16 protein-coding genes are annotated in these 16,603 nt (G+C 71.1%); 9 read left to right on the plus strand and 7 right to left on the minus strand.

What is annotated here, in order from left to right; all coding sequences use genetic code 11:
• The first annotated feature begins 24 nt into the window (after positions 1 to 24).
• The 9 genes from uvrC (at position 25) to ASC77_RS00400 (ending at position 8,701) form a co-directional block, all read left to right on the plus strand.
• Positions 25 to 2,010 (plus strand): excinuclease ABC subunit UvrC, encoded by a 1,986-nt coding sequence (gene uvrC, locus ASC77_RS00360; protein ID WP_056147388.1) that lies wholly within the window; start codon positions 25 to 27, stop codon positions 2,008 to 2,010.
• Positions 2,010 to 2,879 carry an RNase adapter RapZ gene (gene rapZ / locus ASC77_RS00365; protein WP_056147391.1) on the plus strand — a complete coding sequence of 290 codons (870 nt, stop codon included), beginning with the start codon at positions 2,010 to 2,012 and terminating at the stop codon, positions 2,877 to 2,879. Before uvrC ends, rapZ begins: the two co-directional genes overlap by 1 nt.
• 11 nt (positions 2,880 to 2,890) lie before the next feature.
• A complete protein-coding gene (locus ASC77_RS00370; RefSeq protein WP_056149690.1) occupies positions 2,891 to 3,865 on the plus strand; it encodes a gluconeogenesis factor YvcK family protein in 975 nt (324 codons plus the stop codon).
• 49 nt (positions 3,866 to 3,914) lie between these two features.
• Entirely contained in the window at positions 3,915 to 4,901 is a 987-nt protein-coding gene (whiA, locus tag ASC77_RS00375) for a DNA-binding protein WhiA (RefSeq protein ID WP_056147394.1), read from the plus strand.
• Between the two features lie 120 nt (positions 4,902 to 5,021).
• On the plus strand, positions 5,022 to 6,020 hold the full coding sequence (gene gap / locus ASC77_RS00380) for a type I glyceraldehyde-3-phosphate dehydrogenase (RefSeq protein WP_056147396.1): 999 nt from the start codon (positions 5,022 to 5,024) through the stop codon (positions 6,018 to 6,020).
• Between the two features lie 2 nt (positions 6,021 to 6,022).
• Complete coding sequence (locus ASC77_RS00385) at positions 6,023 to 7,222, plus strand: phosphoglycerate kinase (RefSeq protein ID WP_156390856.1); 1,200 nt, start codon at positions 6,023 to 6,025, stop codon at positions 7,220 to 7,222.
• Between the two features lie 5 nt (positions 7,223 to 7,227).
• Positions 7,228 to 8,022 carry a triose-phosphate isomerase gene (gene tpiA / locus ASC77_RS00390; protein WP_056147398.1) on the plus strand — a complete coding sequence of 265 codons (795 nt, stop codon included), beginning with the start codon at positions 7,228 to 7,230 and terminating at the stop codon, positions 8,020 to 8,022.
• 31 nt (positions 8,023 to 8,053) lie between these two features.
• Complete coding sequence (gene secG, locus ASC77_RS00395; protein ID WP_056147399.1) at positions 8,054 to 8,284, plus strand: preprotein translocase subunit SecG; 231 nt, start codon at positions 8,054 to 8,056, stop codon at positions 8,282 to 8,284.
• 57 nt (positions 8,285 to 8,341) lie between these two features.
• Positions 8,342 to 8,701 (plus strand): RNA polymerase-binding protein RbpA, encoded by a 360-nt coding sequence (locus ASC77_RS00400; RefSeq protein ID WP_082574363.1) that lies wholly within the window; start codon positions 8,342 to 8,344, stop codon positions 8,699 to 8,701.
• Positions 8,702 to 8,705: 4 nt separating this feature from the next.
• Here the strand turns inward: ASC77_RS00400 and ASC77_RS00405 are convergent, their stop codons facing one another.
• From ASC77_RS00405 to tal, 7 genes are all read right to left on the minus strand, one after another.
• Positions 8,706 to 9,635 carry a sensor histidine kinase gene (locus tag ASC77_RS00405; RefSeq protein ID WP_056147404.1) on the minus strand — a complete coding sequence of 310 codons (930 nt, stop codon included), beginning with the start codon at positions 9,633 to 9,635 and terminating at the stop codon, positions 8,706 to 8,708.
• Positions 9,632 to 10,492 carry an MEDS domain-containing protein gene (locus ASC77_RS00410; RefSeq protein WP_162249777.1) on the minus strand — a complete coding sequence of 287 codons (861 nt, stop codon included), beginning with the start codon at positions 10,490 to 10,492 and terminating at the stop codon, positions 9,632 to 9,634. Before ASC77_RS00410 ends, ASC77_RS00405 begins: the two co-directional genes overlap by 4 nt.
• 64 nt (positions 10,493 to 10,556) lie before the next feature.
• Positions 10,557 to 11,282, minus strand: a complete 726-nt coding sequence (pgl, locus tag ASC77_RS00415; protein ID WP_056147410.1) for a 6-phosphogluconolactonase — start codon at positions 11,280 to 11,282, stop codon at positions 10,557 to 10,559.
• Complete coding sequence (locus ASC77_RS00420) at positions 11,279 to 12,193, minus strand: glucose-6-phosphate dehydrogenase assembly protein OpcA (RefSeq protein WP_056147413.1); 915 nt, start codon at positions 12,191 to 12,193, stop codon at positions 11,279 to 11,281. The genes pgl and ASC77_RS00420 overlap by 4 nt, the downstream gene beginning before the upstream one ends.
• Before the next feature lie 75 nt (positions 12,194 to 12,268).
• Positions 12,269 to 13,807 carry a glucose-6-phosphate dehydrogenase gene (gene zwf, locus ASC77_RS00425; RefSeq protein ID WP_056147415.1) on the minus strand — a complete coding sequence of 513 codons (1,539 nt, stop codon included), beginning with the start codon at positions 13,805 to 13,807 and terminating at the stop codon, positions 12,269 to 12,271.
• On the minus strand, positions 13,804 to 15,471 hold the full coding sequence (gene pgi / locus ASC77_RS00430) for a glucose-6-phosphate isomerase (RefSeq protein WP_056147418.1): 1,668 nt from the start codon (positions 15,469 to 15,471) through the stop codon (positions 13,804 to 13,806). Before pgi ends, zwf begins: the two co-directional genes overlap by 4 nt.
• On the minus strand, positions 15,468 to 16,574 hold the full coding sequence (tal, locus tag ASC77_RS00435) for a transaldolase (protein WP_056147421.1): 1,107 nt from the start codon (positions 16,572 to 16,574) through the stop codon (positions 15,468 to 15,470). The genes pgi and tal overlap by 4 nt, the downstream gene beginning before the upstream one ends.
• Positions 16,575 to 16,603 lie beyond the last annotated feature (29 nt).

Raw genomic sequence — 16,603 nt, forward strand, 5'->3', positions numbered from 1 at the left:
GTGCCGGACCGTAGGGTTGGCGACGTGCGAAACCCTGCGTCCTACCGCCCCGAACCTGGGTCGATCCCGACGCTCCCGGGTGTCTACCGGTTCCGGGACCCCAAGGGCCGGGTCATCTACGTCGGCAAGGCGAAGAGCCTCCGGCCGCGGCTGTCGTCGTACTTCCAGGACGTCGGCAACCTGCACCCGCGCACGGCCACGATGGTGACGACCGCCGCGAGCGTCGAGTGGACCACCGTGAAGACCGAGGTCGAGGCGTTGCAGCTGGAGTACTCCTGGATCAAGGAGTTCGACCCGCGCTTCAACGTGAAGTACCGCGACGACAAGTCCTACCCGTGGCTGGCGGTGACGGTCGGCGACGAGTTCCCGCGGGTGATGGTCGGCCGCGGCGCGAAGCGCAAGGGGACCCGCTACTTCGGGCCCTACGGCCACGCCTGGGCGATCCGCGAGACCGTCGACCTGCTGCTGCGGGTCTTCCCCATGCGCTCGTGCAGCAACGGGGTCTTCAAGCGGTCCAGCCAGATCGGGCGGCCGTGCCTGCTCGGCTACATCGACAAGTGCGCGGCGCCCTGCGTCGGCAACGTGAGCGCCGAGGAGCACCGCGAGATCGTCGAGGACTTCTGCGACTTCATGGGCGGCCAGACCACGGCGTTCGTGAAGCGCGTCGAGAAGGAGATGTACGCCGCCTCGGACGCGCTCGACTTCGAGAAGGCGGCCCGTCTCCGCGACGACCTCGGCGCGCTGCACAAGGCGCTGGAGAAGCAGGCGGTCGTGCTGGGCGACGGCACCGACGCCGACGTGATCGCGCTCGCCGAGGACCCGCTCGAGGTCGCGGTGCAGATCTTCTACGTGCGCGGCGGCCGGATCCGCGGCCAGCGGGGCTGGGTCGCCGACCGCGTCGACGAGGGCGGCACCGACAAGCTGGTCGACGACTTCCTGCTCCAGCTGTACGCCGGGGCCACCCCCGACGAGATCCCGCGCGAGATCCTGGTGCCGGCGCTGCCACCGGACGCGACGACGTACGAGACGCTGCTGGGCGACCTGCGCGGCTCGAAGGTCGCGATCCGGGTGCCGCAGCGCGGCGACAAGCGGGCGCTCCAGGAGACGGTCGCGCAGAACGCGTCGCAGGCGCTCGCGCTCCACAAGACCAAGCGGGCCAGCGACCTGACCACGCGCAACCGGGCGCTCGAGGAGATCCAGGAGGCGCTCGGCCTCGACGAGGTGCCGCTGCGCATCGAGTGCTACGACGTCTCCAACCTCCAGGGCACCGAGGTGGTCGCCTCGATGGTGGTGTTCGAGGACGGGCTGTCGCGCAAGAGCGAGTACCGACGGTTCGTGATCCGGGGTGTCGACGGCCAGAACGACGTCGCGTCGATGGACGAGGTCATCACCCGACGGTTCCGGCGACTGCTCGACGAGCAGGCCACCAGCACCGAGCGGGTGACCGAGAACGGTCCGATGCTCGTCGACCCCGAGACCGGCCGGCCGCGGAAGTTCGCGTACGCCCCCGGGCTGGTCGTCGTCGACGGCGGTCCGCCGCAGGTCGCCGCGGCCCAGCGCGCCCTGAGCGAGCTCGGCATCGTCGACATCCCGGTGTGCGGCCTGGCCAAGCGGCTCGAGGAGGTCTGGCTGCCCGGCCAGGAGGACCCGGTGATCCTGGCGCGGTCCAGCGAGGGCCTCTACCTCCTCCAGCGCATCCGCGACGAGGCGCACCGCTTCGCCATCACGCACCACCGCTCGCGCCGGTCCAAGACCATGGTCGAGAGCCTCCTCGACGGCGTACCCGGCCTCGGCGAGGTGCGACGCAAGACCCTGCTCAAGCACTTCGGGTCCCTGAAGAAGCTGCGGGCGGCGACGGTCGAGGAGATCGCCCTGGTGCCGGGCATCGGCGAGCGGACCGCGACGGCGATCAAGGATGCCGTTGCCCAGCAGAGCAGCGGCTCCAACGGTCAGACTGGACCCAGCATCATCAGCGTCAACACCGCGACCGGCGAGATCGAGGAGTCCTGATGTCCGAGGAGCAGCACGGCGAGCTCGTCGTCGTGACCGGCATGACCGGTGCCGGGCGCAGCACCGCCGCCAAGGAGCTCGAGGACCTCGGCTACTACGTCGTCGACAACATGCCGCCGAGCCTGCTGCGCGACGTGGTCCGGCTCGTCGACGAGAGCCGCGGCATCGAGCAGCCGGTCGCGGTGGTCGTCGACGTGCGGTCCGGCTCCTTCTTCGAGACGCTCCAGGCCAACCTGGCGCAGGGGGCGACCGGCCGGCACGCGACCCTCGTCTTCCTCGAGGCCACCGACGACGTCCTCGTACGCCGCCAGGAGGCGGCCCGACGGCCGCACCCGCTGCAGGGCACCGGTCGGCTGCTCGACGGACTGCACCGCGAGCGGGAGGTGCTGGCCGAGCTGCGCAGCGACGCGGACCTGGTCATCGACACCACCGCGCTCAACGTGCACCAGCTCACCGACCGGATCGCCGACGCGTTCGGGACCCCGGACACCCGGCGGCTCAAGGTGACCGTCACCAGCTTCGGCTTCAAGTACGGCATCCCGGTGGACGCCGACTTCGTCGCCGACATGCGCTTCCTGCCCAACCCCTTCTGGATCCCGGAGCTGCGCAACGGCACCGGCAAGGACGTCGAGGTGGCCGACTACGTCATGTCCCAGCCGGGAGCGGCCGAGTTCCTGGACGGCTACGTGCCGGTGCTCGAGGGTGTCGCGGCGGGCTACCTGCGCGAGGGCAAGCGCTTCATGACCGTCGCGATCGGGTGCACCGGGGGCAAGCACCGCAGCGTGGCCATGACGGAGGAGATCACCCGACGGCTCGGTGCCTCGGGCTTCGAGGCCCGCCCGACCCACCGCGACCTCGGGCGCGAGTGACCGCGCCGGTGATGTCTGCGAGCGATCGGGCGCAGTCCGTCGTCGCCTTCGGTGGCGGCCACGGGCTCTCGGCGTCCCTGCACGCGCTGCGGCTCCTGGTCGCCGACCTCGTGATCGACGACCTGACCGCCGTGGTCACCATCGCCGACAACGGCGGCTCGTCCGGCCGGCTGCGCTCGGAGTTCGGCGTGCTCCCACCGGGCGACCTGCGGATGGCGCTCGCGGCGCTGTGCGGCGAGCACCAGTGGGGCGACACCTGGGCACGCGTGCTCCAGCACCGGTTCGCCGGTCACGGGGAGATGAACGGGCACGTCATCGGCAACCTGCTGATCGTGGGGCTGTGGGAGCAGCTCGGCGACCCGGTGGCCGCCCTCGACTGGGTCGGGCGGCTGCTCGGCACGAGCGGGCGGGTGCTGCCGATGGCGCTGACCCCGCTCGACATCACCGCCCAGGTGCGTGGCCTGGATGCCGCCGACCCGGCGGCGGCCTCGACGGTCAGCGGCCAGGTCGAGGTCGCCACGACGGCGGGGGAGATCGTCTCGATCGCGCTCGACCCGCCGGACCCCGAGCCCTGTCCGGAGGCGATCGCGGCCGTGGGCGCGGCCGACTGGGTCGTGCTCGGGCCGGGCTCGTGGTTCACCTCGGTGATGCCCCACCTGATGGTGCCGCAGCTCCGCGACGCGCTGGTGCACACCGACGCGCGGGTGGTCGTGGTGCTCAACCTCGCCGACGAGGCCGGCGAGACCGACGGCTTCGGCCCCTTCGACCACCTGGCCGCGCTGATGGAGCACGCGCCTGACCTGCGCATCCACACCGTGCTCGCCGACCTGGACAGCGTCGGCGACGACGCCGGCGACCTGCATGCCGCGGTCGCGTCGTACGGCGCCGCGCTGCACCTGGCGGACGTCGCTCTCCACGACGGGAGCCCCCACCACGACCCGCAACGGCTGGCTGCGGCGTACACCGCGATCATGACCGGTCGGTGACCTCAGGGTCGTGGTCGAGGGTCGTTGACTCGCGTGGCAGGATCGGGCCATGGCGATGACGGCACAGGTGAAAGCAGAGCTGTCGAGCACCCCGGTCACCAAGACCTGCTGCCGCAAGGCGGAGGTCGCCTCGATGCTCCGGTTCGCGGGCGGTCTGCACATCGTCAGCGGGCGCATCGTGGTCGAGGCCGAGTTCGACACCGGCGCCGCTGCGCGGCGGCTGCGCACCAACATCGCCGAGGTCTACGGCCACCAGTCCGACGTCGTCATGGTGCAGGGCAACGGCATCCGCAAGGGCAGCCGCTACATCGTCCGTGTCGTCCGCGACGGCGAGGCGCTCGCGCGCCAGACCGGCCTGCTCGACCAGCGCGGTCGCCCCGTCCGCGGGCTCCCGCCGGCCGTCGTGTCGGGTGGTGGCTGCGACGCGGTCGCGGCCTGGCGTGGTGCGTTCCTCGCCCACGGCTCCCTGACCGAGCCGGGTCGGTCGTCGGCCCTCGAGGTGACCTGCCCCGGACCCGAGGCCGCCCTGGCGCTGGTCGGGGTCGCCCGTCGCCTCGGGATCCACGCCAAGGCGCGTGAGGTGCGCGGCGTCGACCGGGTCGTGATCCGCGACGGCGACGCCATCGGCCAGCTGCTCACCCGCCTCGGTGCCCACGAGTCGCTGATGGCCTGGGAGGAGCGTCGGATGCGCCGCGAGGTGCGCGCGACCGCCAACCGGCTCGCGAACTTCGACGACGCCAACCTGCGTCGCTCGGCCCGGGCCGCGGTCGCGGCCGGCGCCCGCGTCGACCGTGCCATGGAGATCCTCGGTGAGGAGGTTCCCGACCACCTCAAGCTCGCCGGCCAGCTCCGGCTCGAGCACAAGCAGGCCTCCCTCGAGGAGCTCGGCCAGCTGCACGACCCGGTCTTGACCAAGGACGCGATCGCCGGCCGGATCCGGCGGCTGCTGGCCATGGCCGACAAGCGCGCCGAGGAGCTCGGGATCCCCGACACCGAGGCGTCGCTGACGCCGGAGATGCTGGCCGACGAAGGCTGATCCCGGGACCTTCGGCAGTTACTGGCACGTACGCCGGACGGGCACGCTGGACCTGTCGACCCAGACGATAGGGTCGACGTCGTCCCCTTGCACTCCGTGATCGACTAGCAGGAGCAACCAGTGACTGTTCGTGTAGGTATCAACGGGTTCGGCCGGATCGGCCGCAACTTCTTCCGCGCCGTCCGGGCCTCGGGCCTCGACATCGAGATCGTCGCCGTCAACGACCTGACCGCCACCTCGTCCCTCGCGCCGCTCCTCAAGTTCGACTCGATCCTGGGTCGCCTGGACGCGGACGTCAGCGCCGCCGACGGCCAGATCACGGTCGGCGACCAGGTCATCACGGCGTTCGCCGAGCGCGACCCCGCTGCCATCAAGTGGGGCGACCACGGTGTCGACGTCGTCGTCGAGTCGACCGGCTTCTTCACCGACGCCACCAAGGCGCGCGCCCACGTCGACAACGGCGGCGCCAAGAAGGTCATCATCTCCGCGCCGGCCTCGAACGAGGACGTCACCATCGTGATGGGCGTCAACCACGACACCTACGACGCCGCGTCGCACACGGTCATCTCCAACGCCTCGTGCACGACCAACTGCCTGGCGCCGATGGCCAAGGCCCTGCACGACGGCCTGGGCATCAACAAGGGCCTGATGACGACGATCCACGCGTACACCGCGGACCAGAACCTCCAGGACAACATCCACAAGGACCCGCGCCGTGCGCGCGCGGCCGCCCTCAACATGGTGCCGACCTCCACCGGCGCCGCGAAGGCGATCGGCCTGGTGCTCCCGGAGCTCAAGGGCAAGCTCGACGGCTACGCGATGCGCGTCCCGGTCCCGACCGGCTCGGCCACCGACCTGACCTTCGAGGCGTCGCGCGAGACGTCGGTCGACGAGGTCAACGAGATCGTCAAGGCCGCGGCCGACGGCAAGTTCCTGCGCTACTCGACGGACCCGCTGGTCTCGACGGACATCGTCACCGACCCGGCGTCCTGCATCTTCGACGCGCCGCTCACCAAGGTGATCGGCAACCAGGTCAAGGTGCTCGGCTGGTACGACAACGAGTGGGGCTACTCCAACCGGCTCGCGGACCTGATCGCGTACGTCGGCGAGACCCTCTGACCGTGGCGGACTACGCAGGACTCGGCGACGTTGCCGGCAAGCGCGTCCTGGTCCGCTCGGACCTGAACGTCCCGCTCGACGGCACGACCATCACCGACGACGGGCGGATCCGGGCCAGCGTGCCGACCATCCGGGAGCTGGCCGAGGCCGGCGCCCGGGTGGTCGTCACCGCCCACCTCGGGCGGCCGAAGGGCGCGCCGGAGGACCGGTACTCGCTGCGTCCCGTCGCGGCCCGCCTCGGCGAGCTGCTCGGGCAGGACGTCGCGTTCGCGACCGACACCGTGGGGGAGAGTGCCCGGGCCACGGTCGCCGGCCTCGCCGACGGCCAGGTCGCCGTGCTGGAGAACGTCCGGTTCAACCCGGGCGAGACCAGCAAGGACGAGACCGAGCGAGGAGAGTTCGCCGACCAGCTCGCCGCCCTGGCGGACGCGTTCGTGTCCGACGGCTTCGGCGTCGTGCACCGCAAGCAGGCGTCGGTCTACGACGTCGCGCAGCGGCTCCCGCACGCGATGGGCCAGCTCGTCTCGACCGAGATCGGCGTGCTGCGCCGCCTCACCAAGGACCCGGAGCGCCCGTACGTCGTGGTGCTCGGCGGCTCGAAGGTCTCGGACAAGCTCGGCGTGATCGACAACCTGCTGGGGAAGGCCGACAAGCTGCTGATCGGCGGCGGCATGGTCTTCACCTTCCTCAAGGCCCAGGGCCACGAGGTCGGCAAGAGCCTGCTGGAGGACGACCAGCTCGACGTCTGCCGCGCCTACCTGGAGCGGGCGCAGCAGTCGGGCGTGGAGATCCTGCTGCCGACCGACATCGTGGTCGACACCGCGTTCCCGTCGGGGGACCGCACGCCGGAGCCCCGGGTCGTGCCCGCCGACGAGATCCCGGCCGACGCCCTCGGGCTCGACATCGGTCCCGACTCGGGAGCCGCGTTCGCGGCGGCACTGGCCGATGCCCGCACCGTCTTCTGGAACGGCCCGATGGGCGTGTTCGAGGTCGACGCGTTCGCCGCCGGCACCCGCGCGGTGGCGGAGGCGCTGACGAAGGTCGACGGCCTCTCGGTGGTCGGCGGTGGCGACTCCGCCGCCGCCGTACGCACGCTCGGCTTCGACGAGGTCGCGTTCGGACACATCTCCACCGGCGGCGGCGCGAGCCTCGAGTACCTCGAGGGCAAGACGCTCCCCGGCATCCAGGTCCTGGAGGACTGAGCAGCATGGCGAAGAACCGCACCCCGCTGATGGCGGGGAACTGGAAGATGAACCTCAACCACCAGGAGGCCATCGTCCTGGTGCAGAAGCTCGCGGTGACGCTGGCCGACAAGAAGCACGACTACAGCCGTGCCGAGGTCGTCGTGGTGCCGCCGTTCACCGACCTCCGGTCGGTGCAGACGCTCGTCGACGGCGACCGCCTGCAGATCAGGTACGGCGCCCAGGACGTCTCCACCCACGACTCGGGCGCCTACACGGGCGAGATCTCGGCCGCCATGCTGGCCAAGCTCGGCTGCTCCTACGTCGTGGTCGGCCACAGCGAGCGCCGCCAGTACCACGCCGAGACCGACGCCATCGTCAACGCCAAGGCCCACAAGGCGCTCGCCGCCGGCATGGTGCCGATCGTGTGCGTCGGCGAGGGCCTCGACATCCGTCAGGCCGGCGAGCACGTCCCGCACTGCCTGACCCAGGTCGACGGCTCGCTCGAGGGCTTCACCGCCGAGCAGGTCGCGGGACTGGTCGTGGCCTACGAGCCGGTCTGGGCGATCGGGACCGGCGAGGTCGCGACCCCTGAGGACGCCCAAGAGGTCTGCGCTGCGATCCGGGCGCGGATCCGGGAGATCCACGGTGACGGCGCCGCCGACTCCGTGCGCGTGCTGTACGGCGGCTCGGTGAAGGCGTCGAACGTCGGCGGCATCATGGTCCAGACCGACGTCGACGGCTGCCTGGTCGGCGGCGCGAGCCTGCAGACCGACGAGTTCGGCGGCATCTGCCGCTTCTACGACATGCCGGTCCTCTGATCGTGCCCGACCTGACGTAGGCTCTGCGACTGTGGAACTTCTCTTCACCATCGTGCTCATGATCACCAGCGCCCTGATGATCCTCCTCGTCCTGCTGCACAAGGGGCGCGGAGGCGGTATGTCCGACATGTTCGGTGGCGGCGTCTCCAGCTCCCTGGGCGGCTCGTCCGTCGCGGAGCGGAACCTCGACCGACTGACGATCGGCATCGGCGCCATCTGGTTCGCCTGTGTCGTGGCGCTGGGGCTCCTGCTCGCGTACTGAGCTCGTGTACTGACCGCATTGTTCTGACGTCTCGGAGACTCGAAGGGGATTACACCGGTGGCTGGTGGAGGAAACGCGATTCGCGGAAGTCGGGTCGGGGCTGGCCCCATGGGCGAGGCGGAGCGCGGCGATGCCGCACCGCGTCAGACCGTGACGTACTTCTGCGCACGAGAGCACCGTTCGGTCGTGCCGTTCTCGACCGAGGCTCAGATCCCGGACTCGTGGGACTGCCCCAAGTGCGGCCTGCCGGCGAGCCTGGACTCGGACAACCCGCCGCCGGCGCCGAAGATCGAGCCCTACAAGACGCACCTGGCCTACGTGAAGGAGCGTCGCTCCGACAAGGAGGCCGAGGACATCCTCGACGAGGCCCTCAACCTGCTCCGCAGCCGACGCAAGTCCGGCGACATCATCTTCTAGCGATTCAGGCCGGACGCTTCGCGTGCAGCCGCACGTGCGTCCCGGTCGCGTCGGTGCCGACGTCGACCGCCGTGCACAGCTGCCGGGCCAGCCACAGCCCGTGGCCGTGGTCCGCGGGCTCGGACGGCGGCAGCATCCCCGAGAGCGGGTCGGCCAGCCCCCGGCCGCCGTCGTGCACGTGGCACACCCAGGTCGGCCCGTCGTCGTACACGTGCAGGCGAGCCGGTGGCGTCCCGTGGATCAGGGCGTTGGTCAGCACCTCGGTCACGGCCAGCGCCAGGTCGTCGACGAGGTCGGGCGCGAGCCCGGCCTCCGCGCCCCGCGAGTGCACCAGACGGCGCGCGAGCGCCACCTCCGACGGAGACGAGAGATCGAGCGTGGTGGCCCCCGGTGGTGGCGGCGCGACCTGCGCGAGGTCGGCCAGCAGCCCCATCGGGTCCTCGGACCGCGGGCCGGGTACGACGGGCACGGTGCCCTGCACCGAGCCGTGGGTGTCGAGCCCGATCTCGAGGAGGTCGGCCGGGAGCGCGCCTGCGTCGTACGGGCAGAGCACGTCGACGGGCGTGTCCGCGAAGAGCACGTTGATCGCGGCCTCGATCCGGCGGTAGTCGACCAGCTCGGCCGGCACGCGGCTCGCCAGGTCCTGCTCCGAGACGACCCGCGCGCGGGCGCCCCGCTGCTGGGAGATGAAGTCGAGCTGCACCCGGTAGGCGTTCCACTGCGGGGCGTAGACGTCGGCCTCGTCGAGGAACCTGACCTGGTCCGCGTCGGAGCCGAGGGCCGCCCGGACCAGGTCCAGACGGTGCGGGGAGCCGATGAGCAGGCCGGGTTGGCCCTGCTCGAGGCCGTCGCGGAGGAAGCCGCCGACGGACTCGGCGTACTGCTGGTCGCCGTCGTAGAAGAGCCCGGTGTGGGTCGCACCCGTCATCGTCATGGCTGGACCCGCATCCGCTCGTGCCCGAGATCGCAGATCTCGAGCGTGCGGCGTACGGCGTTCGAGGCACCGTCCAGGAGCAGCCACCCGTCGGCGGGCAGGCTCGCCGCGGTCGCGCGGAGCGCCGACAGGGAGCCGACGTCAGTGAACGTCAGGGCTCGGAGGTCGAGGTGCAGGCGCGGCACCACCCCCGCTCGCGACAGCACCGCGCGTCGCAGCTGGTCGCGGTTGGAGAGGTCGACCTCACCGCTGACGCGCAGTCCCCACGGCTCGTCGACGGCGAGGAACTGGGCGAGGGACCGCTCGGCGCGCTCGGGTGAGGCACCGGCGTGCTCGCCGGCGAGCGACGCTCCCGCGTCGCCGCTGAGCCGGTCGGCACGGTAGAGGCACACGGAGCTGACGCCGATCTCGCGCTGGAGGTCGGTCGACAGCCGCTCCCAGCGAACGGTCTCCTCGACGGAGCCGAGCAGCGCCGCGAGCTCGTCCATGTGGGCCGCCACCCGCAGCCCGGGGAACCCGTCCTTGCGGGTCTGCGCCGCCGCGGCGCGGAACCCGTCGGCGACCGCGCCCAGGTCGGTGGGTCCTCGTCCGTAGGCCTCGGCGAACGAGCGCACCTGCAGCTGCCCGGCTGCCAGGGCTGCGGCGGCGTCGAGGTGAGGAGGCAGGCTGCGCAGCATCGCCTGCGCCTGCTCGTCGCTCGCGACGTACAGCAGGCGGTCGCCGTCGCTGAGGGCCCGCTCGACGAAGGTCGTCGCGATCTGCGCGGACTGCTGCTCGTCCGTGGGGAACGCGCACAGGTGCGTCCCCGGCTCGAGCGAGCAGAGGTCCACGGATGCGGGGAGCGCGCCGGGAGTCACCCGGTCACTAGAGCCGGGAGGACGGGGGAGACGACGAAACGGCCGGCAGTCACGACGGAGCTCACTACAGCTGTGACGCGGCCTCACGGTCCAGGAACCAGATCGTCTCCTCGCGCCCCGTGACGCCGGCGGCAGGGATCTCGTGGAGGTCGGCGCCGCCGAGTGCGGAGGCAACGGCGGACGCCTTGCCCGCGCCGCTGACGAGGAACCAGACCGACCGGGCGCGGTTGAGGGCCGCGAAGGTGAGGCTGATGCGCTCCGGCGGAGGCTTCGGGGAGCCGGTGACGCCGACCGCGATCTGGTCGGAGTCGAGCTGCGGGAAGCCCGGGAAGAGCGACGCGATGTGTCCATCGGGCCCGATGCCCAGCATCACGATGTCGAACTCACCGGCGCCGTGCTCGCGCAGCGTCGCGGCGTACGCCGTCGCGCCGGCGTCGACGTCGGCGGCGTCGGCGGTCGAGGGCATCGGGTGGACCCGCGCGGGGTCGGCCCCGACGGCGTCGAGGAAGGCCGCCTGCGCCTGCCCGCTGTTGCGGTCGTCGGAGTCGGGCGCGACGAAGCGCTCGTCGCCCCACCAGATGACGACCTGCGACCAGTCGACCTCCGACCCGGGGGAGAGCCGCGCGATCTCGCGATGGATGTCCTCCGCGATGGTGCCGCCGGTCAGCGCGATCTGCGGGACCCCGCCTGCCGCCTGGGCGTCGGCGAGGCGGCTCAGCAGCTCGCCGGCGACGGCGGTCGCGAGGGTCGTGGAGGCGTCGTGGACCTCGACGCGTGGTTCGGTGGTCACGAGCTGGTGCTCCCCATCTTCAGCAGCCGCTTGGCGGTCTCGGCGTACACGTCGTCCTCGTCGAGCCGGCGCAGCTCCTCGGCCAGCAGCTCCGGGAGCTCGCGGCGCTTGAGCGCCACCGGACGGTCCGGTCGGTCGGGCGAGGAGAAGGTCGCGAGCTTGCCGTCGGTGCGGCTGATCCGGATCGGACCCTCCTTCGTCTCCATCACCACCTCGGTGATGCCCGGGCCCGCCGAGTTCTTGCGATCCACCTCGACCTTGAGCCGGTCCGCCAGCCACGCGGCCAGCAGGTCGGCGCTGGGACTGATCCGCTCGGCCGTGACGGAGGCGCGGGTGACCTTGAGCGGCTGCTGGTCGAGCGCAGCCGCGAGCAGCGCCCGCCACAGCGTGATCCGGGTCCAGGCGAGGTCGGTGTTGCCCTTCGTGTACGCCGAGCACTGCTGGTGGATCGCCTTGGTCTTGCCACGCGAGGCGGCGGCGGCGTCGGTGACCCGACGCTGCGCCAGCTGTCCGAGCGGGTCGCTGGCCGGGTCCTCCGGCGGGTGGTTCGGCCACCACACGGCGACCGGGGAGTCGGGCAGCAGCAGCGGGAGCACCACCGACTCGGGGTGCTTGACGACCTCGCCGCTGAGCCGGATCAGCGCGGTCTCGCCGGTCCAGCCGGAGCCGGTGCCGACCTGGGCGTTGACCTGGGCGGCGCCGCGTCCGTTGCCGAGGATCACGCCGAGGACCCGGGCCGGGTGCTCGTGGGAGGCGGCTCGCGCCGCCTTCATCGCGCCCTCGGCGTCGTCCTCGTCGACGACGATGACCAGGGTCATCACCATGCCCATCGCGGGGCTGCCGGCGCGGGTGCGGGCCCGCAGGAACTCCGCCGCGATCTCGGCCGAGTTGGTGTCGATGAGCTCGATCATTCCGGGGTCCCCTCGAAAGTGTGGGTCGGAGGAGCGAAGCGGGGGAGAGCCGCAGTTTCGTGGGGTGGGGTCATTTCAGGGTCGCCTCCAGACGCGTCCGTCGCGGGCCAGCATGGCGTTCGCCGACTCCGGCCCCCAGCCTCCCGACTCGTACTGCTCGGGCTTGCTCTTGCCGGACGCGTCCTGCTTCGCCCAGTGCTCCAGGATCGGGTCCAGGATCTTCCAGGACAGCTCGACCTCCTCGTGCCGCGGGAAGAGCGGCGGGTCGCCCAGCAGGACGTCGAGGATCAGCCGCTCGTAGGCCTCCGGCGAGGACTCGGTGAAGGCGCCGCCGTAGACGAAGTCCATGTTGACGTCGCGGATCTCCATCTGGGTGCCCGGCACCTTGGAGCCGAAGCGCAGCGTGATGCCCTCGTCGGGCTGCACCCGGATGACCAGCGCGTTCTTGCCCAGCTCCTCCGTCGCCGACTCCGCGAACGGCAGGTGCGGCGCCTTCTTGAACACCACCGCGACCTCGGTGACCCGGCGGCCGAGGCGCTTGCCGGTGCGCAGGTAGAACGGCACGCCGGCCCAGCGCCGGTTCTCGACGTTGAGCGTGACCGCCGCGAAGGTCTCGGTGGTGGAGGTCTTCTTGATGCCCTCCTCGTCGAGGAAGCCCGACACCTTCTCGCCGCCCGCCCACCCGGCGGCGTACTGCCCGCGGGCCGTGGTGAGGTCGAGGCGGCGGGGGAGGGTGATGCTGGAGAGCACCTTCTCCTTCTCGATGCGCAGGTTGTCGGCGGAGAAGCTGGTGGGCTCCTCCATGGCGACCAGGCTCATCAGCTGCAGCAGGTGGTTCTGGATGACGTCGCGGGCCGCGCCGATGCCGTCGTAGTAGCCGGCCCGGCCGCCGATCCCGATGTCCTCGGCCATGGTGATCTGCACGTGGTCGACGTAGTTGGAGTTCCAGATCGGCTCGAACATCTCGTTGGCGAAGCGCATCGCCAGGATGTTCTGGACCGTCTCCTTGCCCAGGTAGTGGTCGATGCGGAAGATCGAGCCCGAGGGGAAGACCTCCGCCAGCGTCGCGTTGAGCTCCCGGGCCGACTCGAGGTCGTGGCCGAACGGCTTCTCCACGACGACCCGGCGCCACGACCCCTCCTTCGGCGTGGCCAGGCCGTGCTCCTGGAGCTGGCCGACGACCGTGCCGAAGAAGCCCGGCGGGATGGCCAGGTAGAACGCGTGGTTGCCCCCCGTGCCGCGGACCTCGTCGAGCTCCTCGATGGTTCGACGCAGCTGGTCGAAGGCGTGGTCGTCGTCGAAGTTGCCGGGCACGAACCGGAAGCCCTCGGCGAGCTGCTTCCAGACCTCCTCGCGGAACTCCGTGCGCGCGTGCGCCTTCACGGAGTCGTGCACGATCTGGGCGAAGTCCTGGTCGGCCCAGTCGCGCCGGGCGAAGCCGGTGAGGCTGAAGCCGGGCGGCAGCAGGCCGCGGTTGGCCAGGTCGTAGATCGCGGGCATGACCTTCTTGCGCGACAGGTCTCCGGTCACCCCGAAGAGCACCATGCCGCTCGGTCCGGCGATCCGCGGCAGCCGGCGGTCGCGGGTGTCGCGGAGCGGGTTCTCGTACGTCATGAGGTGCGGTGCCTCCAGTAGTAGGCGAGCAGGGCCTGGGTGGATGCGTCTTGCGCGCCGGCGGCGGCGGTGTCACCGGCGACAGCGGCCGCGACCTGCTGGGCGAGCTGCTTGCCGAGCTCGACGCCCCACTGGTCGAAGCTGTCGATGCCCCAGACGACGCCCTGGGTGAACGTGATGTGCTCGTAGAGGGCGACGAGCTGGCCGAGCGTCGACGGGGTGAGCGACGGCGCCATGATCGAGGTGGTCGGCCGGTTGCCGGTGAAGACCCGCGCCGGCACGACGGCTTCCGCGGTGCCCTCGGCACGCACCTCGTCGGCGGTCTTCCCGAACGCGAGGGCCCGGGTCTGGGCCAGGAAGTTCGCCAGGAACAGCTGGTGCACGTCGGTGCTCTGCCCGTCCTGGTGGTCGACCAGCGGGTAGGCCGGGTTGACGAAGGCGATGAAGTCGGCCGGGATCAGCCGGGTGCCCTGGTGGATCAGCTGGTAGAAGGCGTGCTGCCCGTTGGTGCCGGGCTCGCCCCAGAAGATCTCACCGGTCTCCGTCGACACGGGGCTGCCGTCCCACCGGACGCCCTTGCCGTTGGACTCCATCGTCAGCTGCTGGAGGTACGCCGGGAACCGGTGCATCAACTGTGCGTAGGGCAGCACGGCGTGGCTCTCGGCACCGAGGAAGTTGGTGTACCAGACGTTGAGCAGCCCCATCAGCAGCGGCACGTTGCGGGCCGGCTCGGCCGTGCGGAAGTGCTCGTCCATCGTGTGGAAGCCGGACAGGAAGTCGGCGAAGCGCTCCGGCCCGATCGCCACGACGAGCGACGTGCCGATCGCCGAGTCGACGGAGTAGCGGCCGCCGACCCAGTCCCAGAAGCCGAACGCGTTGGCCGGGTCGATCCCGAAGTCGGCGACCTTGTCGAGCGCGGTCGACACGGCCACGAAGTGCTTGGCGACGGCGTCGGCTGCGTCGTACGACGCCAGGCCGTCGAGCAGCCAGGCCTTGCACAGCCGGGCATTCGTGAGCGTCTCGAGGGTCCCGAACGTCTTGCTGGCGACGATGAAGAGCGTCGTCGCCGGGTCGAGGCCCGCCAGGGTCGTGGCGGCGTCGGTGGGGTCGATGTTGCTGATGAAGCGGCACTCGAGGCCCTCCTGGCGATACTCCGCCAGCGCCTCGTAGGCCATCACCGGTCCGAGGTCGGAGCCGCCGATGCCGATGTTGACGACCGTGCGGATCCGCTCTCCGGTGACGCCTGTCCAGGCGCCGCTGCGGACCCGGTCGGCGAAGTCGTAGACGCGCTGGAGGACGTCGTGGACGTCGGCGACGACGTCCTGACCGTCGACGGTCAACGAGGCATCGGCCGGGAGCCGGAGCGCGGTGTGCAGCACTGCCCGGTCCTCGGTGACGTTGATGTGCTCTCCGCGCAGCATCGCGTCGCGCCGGGCCGCCAGCCCGACCTCGTCGGCCAGCGCGAGGAGCGCGGCCAGGACCGCGTCGTCGAGCAGCGACTTCGACAGGTCGACGTGCAGGTCGCCCGCGTCGAAGGTGAGCCGGTCGACCCGGCCGGGGTCCTGCGCGAACCAGGCACGCAGGTCGGGCTGGAAGTCCGCGGCGAGCCGGGACAGCTCGGCCCACGCCGCGGTCGAGGTCGGGTCGACCGGCGCGTCCGTCACTTGGCGGCCGCCGCCATCTGGCCCTCGACCGTCTCGACGAGCTCGGCCCACGACTTCTTGAACTTGTCGACGCCCTCGGTCTCGAGCACGACGAGCACGTCCTCGAAGTCGATGCCCACCGCGGCGAGCCGGTCGAAGACCTGCTGCGCCTCGGTGGCCTTGCCGGAGACCTGGTCACCCTGGAGCTCGCCGTGGTCGGCGAACGCGTCCATGGTCTTCTCCGGCATCGTGTTCACCGTGTCGGCGACGACGAGGTCGGCGACGTACATGGTGTCGGAGTAGTCGGGGTTCTTGACGCCGGTGGAGGCCCACAGCGGACGCTGCGGGTTGGCGCCGGCGGCCTCGAGTTGCTTCCAGCGGTCGCTCGCGATGACCTCCTCGTACGCCGCGTACGCGATCCGCGCGTTGGCGACGGCGGCCTTGCCCTTGAGTGCGGCCGCCTCGTCCGAGCCGATCTTGTCGAGCCGGGCGTCGACCTCGGTGTCCACCCGGGACACGAAGAAGGACGCGACCGACTGGATCCGGCTGAGGTCCAGGCCCGCGTCCCGCGCCGCCTCGAGGCCGGACAGGTAGGCGTCCATGACCTCCTGGTAGCGGACCTTGCCGAAGATCAGGGTCACGTTGACGCTGATGCCCTCGGCGATCGCCGCGGTGATGGCCGGCAGCCCCTCCTTGGTGGCGGGGATCTTGATCAGCACGTTGGAGCGGTCCACCGCGGACCAGAGGGCACGTGCCGAGGCGATGGTGCGCTCGGTGTCGTTGGCCAGGGTCGGCTCGACCTCGATCGAGACGCGACCGTCGGCGGACTCCTCGCCCGCCAGCGGGGTGAAGATGTCGCACGCGTTGCGGACGTCCTCGGTGGTGAGCTCGAAGATCACCCGGTCCACCGACTCGCCCTTGTCGACCAGCTGGCCGACCTGCTCGTCGTACCGCTCCCCGTTGGCGATGGCCGCCGCGAAGATCGTCGGGTTGGTGGTCACGCCGACCACGGACTTCTTCTCGATCAGCTCGGCCAGGTTGCCGGTCTCGATCCGCTCACGCGACAGGTCGTCGAGCCAGATCGACACCCCCGCGTCCGACAGGGCCTTCAGGCGGTCACTCATGGGATTTCCTCTCTGGGTCACAGATGGTG

The organism is Nocardioides sp. Root1257, assembly GCF_001425175.1.
GTDB lineage: Bacteria > Actinomycetota > Actinomycetes > Propionibacteriales > Nocardioidaceae > Nocardioides.